15 protein-coding genes are annotated in these 14,303 nt (G+C 54.8%); 5 read left to right on the top strand and 10 right to left on the bottom strand.

Translation table 11 applies throughout. The annotated features are described in order from the left end of the window. The first annotated feature begins 205 nt into the window (after positions 1-205). Positions 206-847, top strand: a complete 642-nt coding sequence (locus ABR39_RS22455; RefSeq protein ID WP_047348807.1) for a riboflavin synthase — start codon at positions 206-208, stop codon at positions 845-847. 31 nt (positions 848-878) lie between these two features. Here ABR39_RS22455 and cfa read toward each other — a convergent pair whose 3' ends face one another. Further along, positions 879-2,027, bottom strand: a complete 1,149-nt coding sequence (gene cfa, locus ABR39_RS22450; RefSeq protein WP_047348806.1) for a cyclopropane fatty acyl phospholipid synthase — start codon at positions 2,025-2,027, stop codon at positions 879-881. Positions 2,028-2,325: 298 nt separating this feature from the next. Continuing rightward, positions 2,326-3,525, bottom strand: coding sequence for a purine nucleoside transporter PunC (gene punC, locus ABR39_RS22445; protein WP_047348805.1), 1,200 nt, complete (start codon positions 3,523-3,525; stop codon positions 2,326-2,328). A 115-nt stretch (positions 3,526-3,640) separates the two neighbouring features. Between punC and punR the strand changes: the two genes are divergently transcribed. Continuing rightward, entirely contained in the window at positions 3,641-4,552 is a 912-nt protein-coding gene (gene punR, locus ABR39_RS22440) for a DNA-binding transcriptional activator PunR (RefSeq protein WP_047348804.1), read from the top strand. A gap of 17 nt (positions 4,553-4,569) precedes the next feature. Here the strand turns inward: punR and purR are convergent, their stop codons facing one another. Next, positions 4,570-5,595, bottom strand: a complete 1,026-nt coding sequence (gene purR / locus ABR39_RS22435; RefSeq protein ID WP_047348803.1) for an HTH-type transcriptional repressor PurR — start codon at positions 5,593-5,595, stop codon at positions 4,570-4,572. Between the two features lie 297 nt (positions 5,596-5,892). Between purR and ABR39_RS25765 the strand changes: the two genes are divergently transcribed. Together ABR39_RS25765 and ABR39_RS22430 are read left to right on the top strand one after the other, a co-directional pair. Beyond that, positions 5,893-5,982 (top strand): YnhF family membrane protein, encoded by a 90-nt coding sequence (locus tag ABR39_RS25765; RefSeq protein ID WP_020688313.1) that lies wholly within the window; start codon positions 5,893-5,895, stop codon positions 5,980-5,982. 163 nt (positions 5,983-6,145) lie between these two features. Then, positions 6,146-7,312: an MFS transporter gene (locus ABR39_RS22430; RefSeq protein WP_047348802.1), complete on the top strand. Its 1,167-nt coding sequence runs from the start codon at positions 6,146-6,148 to the stop codon at positions 7,310-7,312. 38 nt (positions 7,313-7,350) lie between these two features. Here the strand turns inward: ABR39_RS22430 and sodB are convergent, their stop codons facing one another. Continuing rightward, on the bottom strand, positions 7,351-7,932 hold the full coding sequence (sodB, locus tag ABR39_RS22425) for a superoxide dismutase [Fe] (protein WP_047348801.1): 582 nt from the start codon (positions 7,930-7,932) through the stop codon (positions 7,351-7,353). 122 nt (positions 7,933-8,054) lie between these two features. Then, complete coding sequence (locus ABR39_RS22420) at positions 8,055-8,828, bottom strand: C40 family peptidase (protein ID WP_047348800.1); 774 nt, start codon at positions 8,826-8,828, stop codon at positions 8,055-8,057. A 338-nt stretch (positions 8,829-9,166) separates the two neighbouring features. On the opposite strand from ABR39_RS22420, the gene grxD reads away from it, so the two are divergent. After that, positions 9,167-9,514: a monothiol glutaredoxin 4 gene (grxD, locus tag ABR39_RS22415; RefSeq protein WP_003832760.1), complete on the top strand. Its 348-nt coding sequence runs from the start codon at positions 9,167-9,169 to the stop codon at positions 9,512-9,514. Positions 9,515-9,589: 75 nt separating this feature from the next. On the opposite strand, the gene rnt is transcribed toward grxD, so the two are convergent. The 5 genes from rnt to eptA all read right to left on the bottom strand — a co-directional run bounded on the left by rnt (position 9,590) and on the right by eptA (position 14,271). Continuing rightward, positions 9,590-10,249 carry a ribonuclease T gene (rnt, locus tag ABR39_RS22410; protein ID WP_047348799.1) on the bottom strand — a complete coding sequence of 220 codons (660 nt, stop codon included), beginning with the start codon at positions 10,247-10,249 and terminating at the stop codon, positions 9,590-9,592. A 95-nt stretch (positions 10,250-10,344) separates the two neighbouring features. Beyond that, positions 10,345-10,752 (bottom strand): lactoylglutathione lyase, encoded by a 408-nt coding sequence (gene gloA, locus ABR39_RS22405; protein ID WP_013096923.1) that lies wholly within the window; start codon positions 10,750-10,752, stop codon positions 10,345-10,347. Positions 10,753-10,853: 101 nt separating this feature from the next. Beyond that, positions 10,854-11,951, bottom strand: a complete 1,098-nt coding sequence (locus ABR39_RS22400; RefSeq protein WP_047348798.1) for an alkene reductase — start codon at positions 11,949-11,951, stop codon at positions 10,854-10,856. 53 nt (positions 11,952-12,004) lie between these two features. Next, the gene (locus ABR39_RS22395; RefSeq protein WP_047348797.1) at positions 12,005-12,604 is read right to left on the bottom strand and encodes a TetR/AcrR family transcriptional regulator; all 600 of its coding nucleotides are present in this window, start codon (positions 12,602-12,604) and stop codon (positions 12,005-12,007) included. A 41-nt stretch (positions 12,605-12,645) separates the two neighbouring features. Further along, positions 12,646-14,271: a phosphoethanolamine transferase EptA gene (eptA, locus tag ABR39_RS22390; RefSeq protein WP_047348796.1), complete on the bottom strand. Its 1,626-nt coding sequence runs from the start codon at positions 14,269-14,271 to the stop codon at positions 12,646-12,648. Positions 14,272-14,303: the final 32 nt, after the last annotated feature.

The following is a 14,303-nucleotide window of genomic DNA, read 5'->3' as shown; positions in this document are numbered from 1 at the left end:
GTTATTTGAGAGACTAAAAAAGCCGCCGAAACGGGCAGCAAGAAGAAAATGCAGGGGGGTGCCAGCTATTGTAGCGGGCTTTAGCTATTTATCTAGTGAAAAAATCGCCAGAAAATGCGCTCCGCTGGCAACCTGTTTTTCCAACTGTTATTGTGGTGGGATTAAACGGTGTCACCACCGTCCGGAAAAAACAGGAGTTGTAAGCATGTTTACTGGTATTGTGCAGGGCACCGCCAAAGTGGTGTCCATTGATGAAAAACCTAATTTCCGTACTCATGTTGTCGAGCTGCCGGAATATATGCTTGAGGGCATCGAAACCGGCGCGTCGATTGCCCACAACGGCTGCTGCCTGACAGTAACCGAAATTAACGGCAACCAGATCAGCTTTGATTTAATGAAAGAGACGCTGCGCATCACCAACCTGGGCGAGCTGGTGGTGGGGGATACCGTCAACGTTGAGCGGGCGGCAAAGTTCAGCGATGAGATTGGCGGCCATCTGATGTCCGGGCACATCATGACCACCGCGGAAGTGGCGAAAATCGTCACCTCGGAAAATAACCGTCAAATCTGGTTCAAAATGCAGGATCCTTCATTAATGAAATACATCCTCTATAAAGGATTTATTGGCATCGATGGGATTAGCCTGACGGTGGGGGAAGTAACGCCAACGCGTTTTTGCGTGCACTTAATTCCTGAAACGCTGCAGCGCACCACGCTGGGTGCGAAAAAACTGGGGCATCGCGTGAATATCGAAATCGATCCGCAAACCCAGGCAGTGGTCGATACGGTTGAACGCGTGCTGGCGGCAAAAGAAGCCGCAATAATAAAGACCGTCGAAGAAGAATAAAAAACAACCCCGGTTTCCCGGGGTTATTTTTTTAGCGTGCGACGCGCAGCCCGTGTTCAATCCCGCGGCTGAATACCACCTGCCAGAGCTGAATATCCCGCGCGCGAAACGCGCCCGCACAGGCATTCAGATAATAGCTAAACATCCGCTTGAATCGTTCAGAATAGTTGTCCGCAATCTCTGGCCAGGCCTCCTGAAAACGCGCGTGCCATGCCATCAGCGTGGTGTCGTAATCGGCGCCAAAGTTATGCCAGTCCTCCATAACGAAATGGGATTCGCTGGCGTTGGCAATCTGGCGAACGGACGGTAAACAGCCATTCGGAAAGATGTATTTGTTGATCCACGGGTCAACGTTATTGTCGGTCCGCTTAGAGCCGATAGTGTGCAGCAGGAAGATGCCGTCCGGTTTTAAATTACGGTCCACAACCTCAAAGTAGGTGTCGTAGTTTTTCGGCCCAACGTGCTCGAACATACCCACGGAAACGATACGATCGAACTGTTCGTTCAGGTCACGGTAATCCTGCAGTCGGATATCCACATCGAGACCCTGGCAGCGTTCCCGCGCCATTTTTTGCTGTTCCGCTGAAATCGTGACGCCGACCACGCTGACGCCATAGTGCTTCGCCATAAAGTATGCCAGCCCACCCCAGCCGCAGCCAATATCCAGCACGCGCATTCCGGGCTGTAACTGCAATTTCTCGCTAATCAGACGCAGCTTAGCCTGCTGAGCCTCTTCAAGCGTCGACGCGTCTTTCCAGTAGGCGCAGGAGTACTGCATGAAAGGGTCAAGCATACGGTTGAACAGGTCGTTGCCAAGATCGTAGTGCTCTTTGCCGACGATCCATGCGCGTTTTTTACTTTGCAGATTAAACAGTCGGGCAGAGGCGACACGCAGGGTGTCTTTCAGGTTGCGGGGGAGTTGATTTTCCAGACCGGCACGCAAAACGCTGGCGAAAAAGATATCCAGCCGTTCGCACTCCCACCAGCCGTCCATATAGCTTTCTCCCAGTCCTAACGATCCCTCACGCAACACGCGTTTAAAAAAGTCGGGATGTTTGATCTGGGGATCGGATGGCGAAGATCCGTTGATAGTGATGCCTGCACGACCCAACAGTTCACTGACGATCCGGGACCAGTTATCGTCCGGAACGCTGACTTCTTCTATACACGATGAACTCATAGCTTCTCCATCACCCTACTGTGATCAGAACCTTAAAACAGCGTAGACGCTTTTTTGGTTTGTGAGAAATCTCACGGTAAATACCGCGAGGCTAGTATCCGACGTAGAACAGAGGAAGGGAGATAACCCTTGCCGAAAATGCCTTCCATGGTAAAACGGGAGCACTCCGGCTCCCGTTAACGCTTAATATTTATCGTATTTAATCGAACCAAATTTAGTATAGGCCTCAAAATTTGGTGATTCAATAGAAAATTCTTAGCAACCTAATCACTGAAAATTAACATGATTTCTGGCGCGATTATGCATGTGACGTTTCAACCTGAGCGCGGTTATCCTGCTCACGCTGCGCGGAGGCCTGCATACGATAGCCTATTACCGCCAGCGCAACGGTCACCAGCATCACGCTGGTGGTGGTCAGAAGCGGCGTAGCAATCAGCGCGGAGACCACCAGGCTTGCCAGGAAGCACAGCCCCAGCTGCAGGGTATTCTGCAGCGCGGCGGCACGGCCTGTCGCCTGCGGGAACGGACGGAGCGCCTGTGCCACGACGATAGGGTAAATCGCCCCGTTCGCGACGGCCATTACGCAGAATGGAATCAAAATTTCAGCCAGACCGGCGCCCGGCATAAAGCCAACGGCCCAGGTCCCGATAACGCTCAGGGCATACAGCACCAGCAGCCACGGCAGCATCTGCTGACCTTCCCACTTTTGCAGCGCCGCGCGACAGCCGTACCCGCCCACCAGGAACGCGATGGTCTGTGGAACGTAGCTCAGCCCGATGGCCGCCGGGCTGTATCCCATATCGTGCAGAATAAACGGCGAGCCGGTGAGCCACGCGAAGAAGCTCGCCGAGCAGGCGGCATAGATCAGGACATTGCCGCGATACGCTTTGGTGCCGAGCAGGGAAGTGAAGGTAATTGGCTTCGCGTCAGCATGCGCCTCTTTTTTATGCGCGGGCTTGAGGGCAAACGCCGGCAGCATCAGTACCAGAGTAATGGCAAATAGCGTGGCAAAAATGGCCTGCCAGTCAAAGTGCGCGAGGATCCAGCTGCCCAGCAGCGGGGCAAGGGCTGGCGAGAGGCCCACGAGCGGCATAATAGTGGCGAAAATACGGTTTGTGCGGTTAGCCGGGTAGTAGTCGGTAACCAGCGCCTGCCAGGTGACGGCAGCGGCACAGACGCCCACAGCCTGAATAAAGCGCAGCACCAGCAGCCAGGTGGCGTCGCGTACCCATAGCATCCCCAGACAGCCAACGGCAAAAATGGCCAGACCTAGCAGCAATACCGGTTTACGACCAAAGCGATCCGAGAGTGGTCCCCAGAGCAGCTGTGCGAAAGCAAAACCGGCAAGGAACAAACTCAGGCTGGCGCTGATGGCCGCGGCAGGCGTCTGCAAATCTTCCTGCATAGCGGCGAAAGCCGGCAGGTACATATCGGTGGCCAAAAAGCCCAGCACGCTTAAGCCGCCGAGCCAGACTAAAAAACCTTTCCTGGGTTGCATTATTTTATTCTCCTTAAGGAGGCAGGTGTACGTTGGCGCTGAGTGTAGGGAGTGCAAAGCCGCTTGTGAAACGCTAATATTTGGCGGGTGCATTCAAAAATTTTGCAGGCAGAAAATGTGGTCAGATTATTCTCTTGAAGTGGTCGATGCTGTCGCGCGTAACGGCAGCTTTAGCGGTGCGGCGCAGGAGCTGCACCGCGTCCCTTCGGCTATCAGCTACACCGTGCGTCAGCTCGAAGAGTGGCTGGCGGTTCCGCTGTTTGAACGGCGCCATCGTGATGTGGAATTAACGCCCGCCGGCGCATGGTTTTTGAAGGAAGGGCGTTCTGTTATCAAAAAAATGCAGATCACCCGCGAGCAGTGTCAGCAGATCGCCAACGGCTGGCGGGGGCATCTTTCTATCGCGGTGGATAACATCGTTAAGCCGGAACGCACCCGGCAAATGATCGTCGATTTCTATCGTCATTTTTCTGACGTCGAATTGCGGGTCTCCCAGGAGGTGTTCAACGGCGTCTGGGATGCGCTGGCGGACGGCAGGGCAGAGATGGCGATTGGGGCCACGCAGGCGATCCCGGTCGGGGGGCGTTACGCCTTTCGCGATATGGGCATGCTGAGCTGGAAGTGCGTGGTGGCACGCGATCATCCGCTGGCGGCGATGGAAGGGCCGTTGAGCGACGATACGCTACGCAACTGGCCGTCGCTGGTGCTAGAGGATACCTCCCGTTCATTGCCCAAGCGCATCACCTGGCTTCTGGATAACCAGCGCCGAGTGGTGGCCCCTGACTGGGAATCGTCGGCGACGTGCCTCAGCGCCGGGCTGTGCGTTGCGATGGTGCCGGTGCATTTTGCGCGCCCAAGAATCGATACCGGAGAATGGGTTGAACTGGCGCTGGAGAATCCCTTCCCGGATGCGGCCTGCTGCCTCACCTGGCAGCAAAGTGACGTCTCGCCCGCCATGGCCTGGCTTCTGGATTATCTGGGAGACAGTGAAACGCTGAACCGGGAGTGGTTACGGGAGCCAGCGTAGCTGGCCCCGTAAAGCGATTAACGACGGTAGTCGCGGAACGGACCATCCGCAACGGAACGGCGTTCGATAAGGCGCGGGTGAACTTCAATGGACTGCGACTCTTCGCGCTTGTTGACGATCCTGTCCATCAGCATGTTGAAGGCCGTTTCGCCCAGCGAATCTTTCGGCTGGTGAATGGTGGTCAACGCTGGCGTAAAGTAGCGCGCGTTACGCACGTTGTCATACCCGATCACGGAAATATCCTGCGGTACACGCAGACCCAGCTCATCGGCGGCGCAGAGCGCGCCCATCGCCATGATGTCGCCTCCGCAGAACACGGCGGTCGGACGATGCTGCTGGGAGACGATCTGCTGCATTGCGCGGTATCCCGACTCCGGCTCAAAGTCGCCCTGCACGATCCAGTTTTCCGGCACGTTGATCAGCGCTTCTTCCATCGCTTTCATGAAACCGGCCAGACGGCCCGCACCGGTGTTGCGCTCCAGCGGACCCGGGATCACGCCAATCTCGCGGTGACCGCGTTCGATCAGATAACGACCGGCCATATAGCCGCCTTCAAAGGCGTTATCGATAACGGAATCGGTGAAGTCCGCGCGCGCTTCGCCCCAGTCCATCACTACCATCGGAATATGGCGATACTCTTCCAGCATGGACAGCACGGACTCCGGATACTCGGAACACATCACCAGCAGGCCATCAACACGCTTTTGCGCCATCATCGACAGGTAGGCGCGCTGTTTTTCAATGCTGTTCCACGCGTTGCCCAGAATCAGGGTATAGCCTTTCTGGAAGCAGTTTTTCTCTACCGCTTCAATGATCTCGGCAAAATAGGCCGCTTCACTGCTGGTAGCCAGCAATCCAATGGATTTGGTGTGATTAACCTTGAGGCTTCGCGCAACCGCACTTGGCGAATAGTGCAGTTCTTTAATCGCGGCCCAGACGGCATTGCGCGTCTCTTCCGCCACGAAGCGGGTTTTGTTAATAACATGTGATACGGTTGTAGTGGAAACGTTTGCGCGTTTTGCTACGTCTTTAATTGTTGCCATTAAATGTCACTCCAGACCATATCCTAAACTCCTGAAAAACTTGAAGGTAAACGTTTGCCTTCTCTCACCCTTATTTCGCAATGTTGAGTTGCGGCACGCCGGGAAAACGACACGGGACGTCAGGAGGGGGTCAATGGCCGGTACGCTAATAAATTTAGCGTGGAATTTTGTCCTATCTTGATGAAAAGGGGAAGAGGTAAAGTGTTTATCAGTTTAAATCCAGGAAGATTTTTGACGTAAACTGTGCAAAAATGAGCAGGCTCACTTTTCGTGGGGGGATTAAAAGGAGAAAAATTGATGAGTTCCGATCTGAAGTTTTCGCTGTTCACCACCGTTATTGTGCTGGCTCTGATTGTGGCTGCCGGTCTGACGGCTGCGCTGCACTGATTTACGCGGAGGGAGAGCGTTCTCCCTCCCGATCGCCCCAATTGTTACTTCTCATGCAAAAATCTTTTGCCATTTTGTTAACTTCTCATTTTTTGTGATTGATGTCATGCTTTCGGCTTCTTTGTTCTGTGTCACCACATGACACGGCATCCGGAGTTGACGCATGAAAATCAATTTTCCCCTGCTGGCCCTGGCGATTGGCGCTTTTGGGATTGGCACCACTGAATTCTCCCCGATGGGGTTACTGCCTGTTATTGCCCGGGGCGTGGATGTCTCTATCCCTGCTGCAGGCATGTTAATCAGCGCCTACGCAATCGGCGTGATGGTTGGCGCGCCGCTGATGACGCTTCTCCTTTCGCACCGCGCGCGCCGCAATGCGCTGATATTCCTGATGGCCATTTTCACCCTGGGCAACGTGCTTTCCGCCATTGCGCCGGACTACACCACGCTGATGCTGTCACGCATTCTGACCAGCCTTAACCACGGCGCCTTCTTTGGGCTGGGGTCGGTCGTGGCGGCAAGCGTGGTACCAAAACACAAGCAGGCGAGCGCCGTGGCAACCATGTTTATGGGCCTGACGATTGCCAACATTGGCGGGGTACCTGCGGCAACCTGGCTGGGTGAAGCGATCGGCTGGCGTATGTCCTTCCTGGCGACCGCCGGGCTTGGCGTGATTGCCATGGTGGCGCTGTTCTTCTCCTTGCCGAAAGGCAGCGCGGGGGAACGTCCTGACGTTCGCAGAGAGCTTTCGGTGCTGATGCGCCCGCAGGTGCTCTCCGCGCTGCTCACCACCGTATTGGGGGCAGGGGCGATGTTCACCCTTTATACCTACATTTCGCCGGTGTTGCATGACATCACCCACGCAACGCCTCTCTTTGTTACCGCAATGCTGGTGCTGATTGGCGTGGGCTTCTCGATTGGCAACTATCTGGGTGGGAAATTTGCCGACCGTTCCGTGAGCGGGACGCTGAAGGGCTTCTTAACCCTGCTGATTGTCATTATGATCGCCATTCCGTGGCTGGCGCGTAATGAGTATGGGGCCGCCATTGCGATGGTCGTCTGGGGTGCTGCGACCTTTGCCGTGGTTCCACCGCTGCAGATGCGCGTGATGCGCGTCGCGCATGAAGCGCCGGGTCTCTCATCTTCGGTCAATATCGGTGCCTTCAACCTGGGCAATGCGCTCGGTGCGGCGGCCGGTGGGGCCGTGATTTCAGGGGGGCTGGGGTACAGCTTTGTGCCGGTGATGGGGGCAATCATTGCCGCGCTCGGCCTGCTGCTGGTGATGATGTCGGGTCGTAAACAGCCAGAAGCAGCCTGCGCTGCTGAATAAACCAAAAACGCAGAAGGGCGAACCCTTCTGCGTGTCTCTTACGCGGCGAAGTTCTTCGCCACAAAGTCCCAGTTAACCAGCGCCCAGAAGTGCTCCAGGTAGTTAGGACGCGCGTTACGGTAATCAATATAGTAAGCGTGTTCCCAAACGTCTACGGTCATCAGCGGCTTAGCGCTGGTGGTCAGCGGGGTGCCCGCGTTAGAAGTGGAAACGATAGCCAGTTTGCCGTCAGCCTCTTTAACCAGCCACGTCCAGCCAGAGCCGAAGTTCTTGATCGCGGCATCGGTGAACTTCGCTTTGAAATCCGCGAAGCTGCCAAATGCGGCGTTAATGGCGGCAGCCAGTTCACCTGCAGGCTCACCACCGGCATTCGGTGCCAGGCAGTGCCAGTAGAAGGTGTGGTTCCACACCTGAGCGGCGTTGTTAAATACGCCACCCTCTGAGCTGCGGACGATCTCTTCCAGCGTTTTGCCTTCGAAATCGGTGCCCTTGATCAGGTTGTTCAGGTTGGTGACGTACGTCTGGTGATGCTTGCCATAATGATATTCCAGGGTTTCCGCAGAAATGTGCGGTGCCAGGGCGTCTTTTGCATACGGTAGTGCAGGTAATTCGAACGACATTGCTTCTCTCCTTATTGTATTTTGCGTTGTCAATAACCACACAGACAACAGGGACAGGATAGCAAATTGAAAGGGTATGCAAAAGAGGAACTTACCCTGCCACGGGCGTGGCAGGGCAGGGGTTAGCGAATGGTTTTCGGCGTCATCACGCGACGCGCGCCGACGTAGTGACGTACCCAGTAGTCTTCACTGAGAGAGGTGATCTGAATATCCTGGCCGCTACGCGGTGACTGGATGAATTTTCCGTTGCCGACATAAACGCCAACGTGGTCAGCCGTGCCGCGGCCCTGAGTGCGGAAGAACACCAGATCGCCGTTTTCCAGCTCTCCACGGTCAACCGGGGAAGCATCGCGCAGGTGGTACATCTCATTGGCGGTGCGAGGAATGCGGAACTTGACCAGATCTTTATAGGCGTAATAGACGAGGCCGCTGCAGTCAAAACCGGTACGTGGCGAACTGCCACCCCAGTGATAAGGTTTTCCAATCTGCCCCATCAGCTTGTTCATCGCGGTTTTCTGCGCTTTCTGTACGCGCACTTTATGCACTTCCGCTATTTTCGTGACCTTTGTGCACTTCGCCTTGTGGCCTTTGCGCGTGATGCATTTTTCAGTAACGAGGTTAGCGGCGGTTTGCGAAGCTTTGCTTTTGGCGATGTGGGCAGTGCGGGAAGATTTTGTTTTCGTCTTGCTGGAAGCGGTCTGTTTAGTCTGTGTGGTTGTTTTTTTCTTGTCGTTCTTAGCGGTGGTTTTTTTCTTACGTTCTGTGGTTTTCACCAGATGGTTTTTTTGTACGGCAGAATGCCGCGCCTGCTGAGAGGCGTTTGCCACTGGCGTGAAAGTGAGTGATGTAAACAGTAAAGCACAGAGCGTGATCGAGATTTTATTTATCCGCGCCACTGGGCAGTCCCCTGATAAATGCAGGTCATCAATAATACCCGCGTGTGATTTACAAAGCCCGTCGATTCTAATCCATAAAAACCCAGAAAGTTAATAGCATTTTTCAATCTACAATCGTGTTTCGTTAGCAAGTGCAAAAAAATTCATCGTTCTGTCGCACATTTGCCCATTCCCTAAGCAAAACCCTGACTGCCGCAGGGTTAAACACCATTTGCAATGCAACTTTTCGTGACTCGGGGTAGAATGTATAAACGTGACAAAAATGTTATTTTCCGATGCCAGTCTGAACCGCTACAATGTCAGACGAATGCCGTAACAGAAGTTAAAGGAAGCAAGACATGAGCACCACTATTGAAAAAATCCAGCGCCAGATCGCTGAAAACCCGATTCTGCTGTATATGAAAGGTTCTCCGAAGCTGCCAAGCTGCGGCTTCTCCGCGCAAGCGGTTCAGGCGCTGTCAGCCTGTGGTGAGCGTTTTGCTTACGTTGATATCCTGCAGAACCCGGACATCCGCGCTGAGCTGCCTAAGTACGCGAACTGGCCGACTTTCCCACAGCTGTGGGTAGACGGCGAACTGGTTGGCGGTTGCGATATCCTGATTGAAATGTATCAGCGCGGCGAACTGCAGCAGCTGATCAAAGAGACGGCGGCTAAGTACAAAACTGAAGAGCCGGACGCAGAGTAATTTTCTGCGGAAATAAAAAAGCGACCCGCTATGTGGTCGCTTTTTTTTTGCCGGGTGGCGCTGCGCTGACCCGGCCTACGATTGGCGATCGGCCTCATCACCCATCGGCAGCGGCCAGCCGCCCAGACGCTTCCAGCGGTTGACGATCTCACAGAACAGCTCAGCTGTGCGCTCCGTGTCATACAGAGCGGAGTGGGCCTGCGTGCCGTCAAACTCAATCCCGGCCGTGATGCAGGCTTTTGATAACACCGTTTGTCCCAGCGCCAGGCCGCTCAGTGCGGCGGTGTCGAAGGTCACAAAAGGATGGAAGGGGTTTCGCTTGAGCGACGCGCGCTCCGCGGCGGCCATGGTAAAGCTGTGATCGAAGGTGGCGTTATGGGCCACCATGATGGCGCGGCTGCAGTTGCTTTCTTTCATGCCTTTACGCACCATTTTAAAAATGGCGTGCAGCGCATCATATTCACTGACCGCACCGCGCAGCGGGTTATGCGGGTCGATACCGTTAAACGCCAGTGCTTCCGGCTGTAAGTTTGCCCCTTCGAAAGGTTCAACGTGGAAATGCAGCGTGGTGTCCGGTGTAAGCCAGCCCTGTTCATCCATCTTCAGCGTGATGGCGGCAATTTCGAGCAGCGCATCGGTTTTAGCGTTAAATCCGGCTGTTTCTACATCAATGACAACGGGATAAAAACCACGAAAACGGTCGCACAGACCGCTAAATTGAGCGTTATCGGACATCAGGGTCTCTTACATGGGGAAAAAGCAGAGCGCATTATGGCAAATTTTGGCGGGTGATGCAGTAAAACTACGGGCGCACGTTGCGCCCTGAGGGATCAGTTGCCCAGACCGCGACCGGCGTCTTTGGCTTCAATCAGCTCGATTTTATAACCGTCCGGATCTTCCACGAACGCAATCACGGTGGTGCCACCTTTTACCGGGCCCGCTTCGCGCGTAACGTTACCGCCGTTGCTGCGAATGCGTTCACAGGCTTCAGCCGCGTTGTCCACTTCCAGCGCGATGTGACCATATGCCGTGCCCAGCTCGTAGCTGTCTACCCCCCAGTTGTAGGTCAGCTCGATAACCGCCTCATCCGTTTCCGGGCCGTAGCCCACGAACGCCAGCGAGTATTTGTATTCCGGGTTTTCGCTGGTGCGCAGCAGTTTCATACCCAGTACGTTAGTGTAGAAATCAATCGAACGTTGCAGATCGCCAACGCGCAGCATGGTGTGAAGTAGGCGCATAATTTCCTCATTAACCTGTGGAACAGACTGTTTTTTTTGAACAGAAACGATGTTTTAGTATAGCGGCGAAGTGTCGCCGCTATCAATGAACAATGGCGAGATTACAGAGAAGGGTAGTCGGTGTAGCCTTCCGCGCCGCCGCCGTAGAAGCTTTCCGGACGCTGCGGGTTCAGTGCCGCTTTCTGCTGCAGACGGGCAACCAGATCCGGGTTGGCGATGTAGTCGCGGCCAAACGCGACGGCATCGATCAGCCCTTTATTAATCAGATCTTCGGCTTTCTCAGGGGTATAGGCCCCCGCACCGATGATCACGCCGTGGAAGCGTTCGCGCACTTTCTGACGGAAAGCTTCAGTGTAAGGCTTACCGCCGGCCCAGTCCGGCTCGGACATGTGGAGATACGCAATACCGCGTTTCGCCAGCTCTTCAATCAGATAGAGCGCGTCGGCTTCTTCATTCGGGCCGTTATCGACGTTCTGGAAAGAACCGATTGGGGAAACACGAATGCCGATACGGTCCGGGCTCCACTCCTGACAAACGGCGTCAACCACTTCCAGCACCAGGCGGGCACGGTTTTCGACGCTGCCGCCGTACTGGTCGGTGCGGTGGTTAGAGGACGGTGACAGGAACTGGTGAAGCAGATAGCCATGCGCGGAGTGCAGCTCAACCAGGTCAAATCCGGCTTCGCGCGCGTTGGCCACGGCCTGGCGGAAGTCGTTAACAATGCCCGGGATCTCATCCAGTTCCAGTGCGCGAGGCATAGAGGTATCCACGCGGATCGCATTACCGTTTTCATCACGCAGGGAAGTACGGGTATTGGCGCTCAGGGCCGAAGCGGAGACCGGAGCCTGGCCGCCGGGCTGAATGCTGCTGTGAGAGATACGACCGGTATGCCACAGCTGGACCGCAATACGACCCTCTTCAGCGTGAACGCCAGCGGTGATTTTCTGCCATGCGGCAATCTGTTCCGGGCTGTGAAGACCCGGTGCACCCGCGTAGCCCTTAGCCTGAGCAGAAATCTGCGTGGCTTCGGTGATGATCAGACCAGAGCTGGCGCGCTGACGGTAGTATTCACCCATCAGTGGGGTTGGGATGTCGCCCGGCTCAATGCTGCGCAGACGGGTAAGCGGAGCCATGAACACGCGGTTTGGCGCCGTGACGGCACCCACTTTCAAGGGGGTAAAGAGATTTTCAGCTGACATAAAGACTCCTGAGTAGACCAGTCGACTAGTAATGGAATAAATAAAAACGCCTGTTATACGCCAGGCGCAGTAATGCTGTTTTTCACATGTGCCAGCGCGCTTTCAAGCGGCACGGCACTGCGCGAAATTTTTGCCTGCAGGTTAGCACCTAACCAGAGCGCATATAACACCTGCGCCTGGGTTAACGGCTCGCCGGAAAAGGCCAGCGTTTTTTCATTGCGGCCTTTCTCCAGCGCCTGGGCCAGCAGGGCGATAACGCCGCTGGCACCTTTATCCATCGCCGTGCGCATATCTTCAGAAAGATCGCACACTTCGGCAGACAGTTTGACCGTCAGGCATCCGCTGATAATGCCCTGCTGACAGAACTGGTTCAGCGTTTCCTGATAGTAGTTCAGAACACGATCGCGATAGTTGCCTTCACCGGAGGCAAAGTGGGTCGCCAGACGCTGGTGGTAGCCAGCATAATGACGCTCCAGCATCGCCACGCCAAAAGCCTCCTTGGACCGGAAGTAGTGATAAAACGACCCCTTCGGTACTTCGGCGGTTTTTAACAGTTCGCTCAACCCCATACCGGTAAACCCGCGATGCATGCAAAGCCGCTCGCCGGTAGCCAGTAAATGTTCGCGGGTATCGTGTTCAGTATTTCTGCTCATGGCCGCACTCTAATAGACCGTTCGGTCTAATGCAAGCGAGTTTACTGACGACATGCGCTCAGAATATCCAGCTGCTGTTGGTAAACCTTTGATTTCACGTCCATCATGCCCAGCACGGTCGAGAATAAATTGTCCTGGGAAACCGCATTTTTTGTAGCGTGGTCGCGTAAGCACTGTTCGTTAATGCCAAAGTTTTTCGCATAGTCCGGGGACAGCCAGAACATAAACGGAATGTGCGTTTGCTGCTCCGGTGCCAGCATGTACGGCGTACCGTGCAGATAGATACCGCTTTCACCCAGTGATTCCCCGTGATCCGAGAGGTAAATCAGGGCAGTGTTCATGCTCGCCTGGCGCGCTTTCAGCGTATCGATGGTTTTACTGACCATGCTGTCGGTATACAGGATGGTGTTGTCATAGGTGTTAATCAGCGCCTGATGGTCGCAATCCTGAATTTCGTTGGTATCGCAGGTTGGGGTGAACTTACGGAAATTATCCGGATAACGGCGATAGTACGCCGGACCGTGGCTCCCCATCAGGTGGATAACCAGCACCGTGTCCTGCTTCAGGCCATCCAGCACGTTGTCCAGACGGTAGAAATTGACATCGTCGATACAGGATTTGTCTTTGCAGAACTGGTCCAGTTTCCACTGCGTCATATCGGTATGGGGTATGCGATCGCAGGCACCTTTGCAGCCGCCGTCGTTGTCGCGCCACAGCAGGTTGACGCCCGCATGGTTGAGCACGTCGAGCAGCCCTTCCTGATGATGAGCCAGGTCGGCATCGTATTTGCTGCGCGTCATGCCGGAGAACATGCAGGGAACGGAAACGGCGGTTTCAGTCCCGCACGAGGAGGCCTGCGGGAAGTTAATCACATCCTGCTTTTTCAGCTCAGGGTTGGTTTCACGCCCGTAACCGTTCAGGGAGTAGTTTGCCGCGCGAGACGCTTCGCCGACGACAAGCACCAGAACGGTTTTCTTTTGCTGACCGGAAATTAATGGCCCTTTATGGGCATCTTCGCCAATCCGCACCAGCGTTTGATCGCCTGCAAACCAGCGCATTTTGCTGTACTTCACCACGGCGCTGACATAGTTCGCCGGGGTCACCATTTTGACGATGCTTTTGTTGTTGCGAAACAGCGACGCGTAATCTTTATAAAACAGCGCCGCAATCAGGATAATCACCAGCAGGGCACCGAGCATCGCGGCAACGCGCGTCAGCAGGGCATACCACCATTTTCCGGTACGGATGCGGGTCAATGCCAGTACCACCGAGGGAACGAGGCCGGCAAGGGCAATCCACAGAATCATCTGCGGGGTGACCAGGGCGGTGGCTTCCTGTGAGTTGGTTTCGAACACGTTCACAATCATGTTCTGATCGATCACCGCGCCGTAGGTGTACATAAAATAGGTCGCCGCGGCGCAACCGATGGTTAAGACAATCAGCAGTGGCTTGCGGATATACGGGATGTTGAGCAGGCTAAAGACAATCACCCAGCCGCAGAAGAGCACCAGCGGTACGGACGCGGCAAAGAGGATGTCGTGCAGATGTACAGGGGCGATAATGGCCCAGCTGCGCTGGATAAACAGCCCATTAATCAACGTAAAAAAGAGTGCACAGCCCAGAGTAAATTTAATGTCGTTACATTGTAACTTTTTGATTAACCACATCGAACGGGAAACCTGTCATTGTATTGATGGGC

Origin of the sequence: Enterobacter genomosp. O, assembly GCF_001022965.1 — a bacterium.
In the GTDB taxonomy this organism is placed as follows: Bacteria; Pseudomonadota; Gammaproteobacteria; order Enterobacterales; family Enterobacteriaceae; genus Enterobacter; species Enterobacter cloacae_L.
Note: the sequence above shows the minus strand (reverse complement) of the source record. Positions and strands in the feature narration are given on the sequence as shown.

Excerpts from the sequence above, each read along its gene's own strand:
- ABR39_RS22455 (WP_047348807.1), top strand. The coding sequence starts at position 206 with ATGTTTACTGGTATTGTGCAGGGCACCGCCAAAGTGGTGTCCATTGAT.
- cfa (WP_047348806.1), bottom strand. The coding sequence starts at position 2,027 with ATGAGTTCATCGTGTATAGAAGAAGTCAGCGTTCCGGACGATAACTGG.
- punC (WP_047348805.1), bottom strand. The coding sequence starts at position 3,525 with ATGCAACCCAGGAAAGGTTTTTTAGTCTGGCTCGGCGGCTTAAGCGTG.
- punR (WP_047348804.1), top strand. The coding sequence starts at position 3,641 with ATGTGGTCAGATTATTCTCTTGAAGTGGTCGATGCTGTCGCGCGTAAC.
- purR (WP_047348803.1), bottom strand. The coding sequence starts at position 5,595 with ATGGCAACAATTAAAGACGTAGCAAAACGCGCAAACGTTTCCACTACA.
- ABR39_RS25765 (WP_020688313.1), top strand. The coding sequence starts at position 5,893 with ATGAGTTCCGATCTGAAGTTTTCGCTGTTCACCACCGTTATTGTGCTG.
- ABR39_RS22430 (WP_047348802.1), top strand. The coding sequence starts at position 6,146 with ATGAAAATCAATTTTCCCCTGCTGGCCCTGGCGATTGGCGCTTTTGGG.
- sodB (WP_047348801.1), bottom strand. The coding sequence starts at position 7,932 with ATGTCGTTCGAATTACCTGCACTACCGTATGCAAAAGACGCCCTGGCA.
- grxD (WP_003832760.1), top strand. The coding sequence starts at position 9,167 with ATGAGCACCACTATTGAAAAAATCCAGCGCCAGATCGCTGAAAACCCG.
- rnt (WP_047348799.1), bottom strand. The coding sequence starts at position 10,249 with ATGTCCGATAACGCTCAATTTAGCGGTCTGTGCGACCGTTTTCGTGGT.
- gloA (WP_013096923.1), bottom strand. The coding sequence starts at position 10,752 with ATGCGCCTACTTCACACCATGCTGCGCGTTGGCGATCTGCAACGTTCG.
- ABR39_RS22400 (WP_047348798.1), bottom strand. The coding sequence starts at position 11,951 with ATGTCAGCTGAAAATCTCTTTACCCCCTTGAAAGTGGGTGCCGTCACG.
- ABR39_RS22395 (WP_047348797.1), bottom strand. The coding sequence starts at position 12,604 with ATGAGCAGAAATACTGAACACGATACCCGCGAACATTTACTGGCTACC.
- eptA (WP_047348796.1), bottom strand. The coding sequence starts at position 14,271 with ATGTGGTTAATCAAAAAGTTACAATGTAACGACATTAAATTTACTCTG.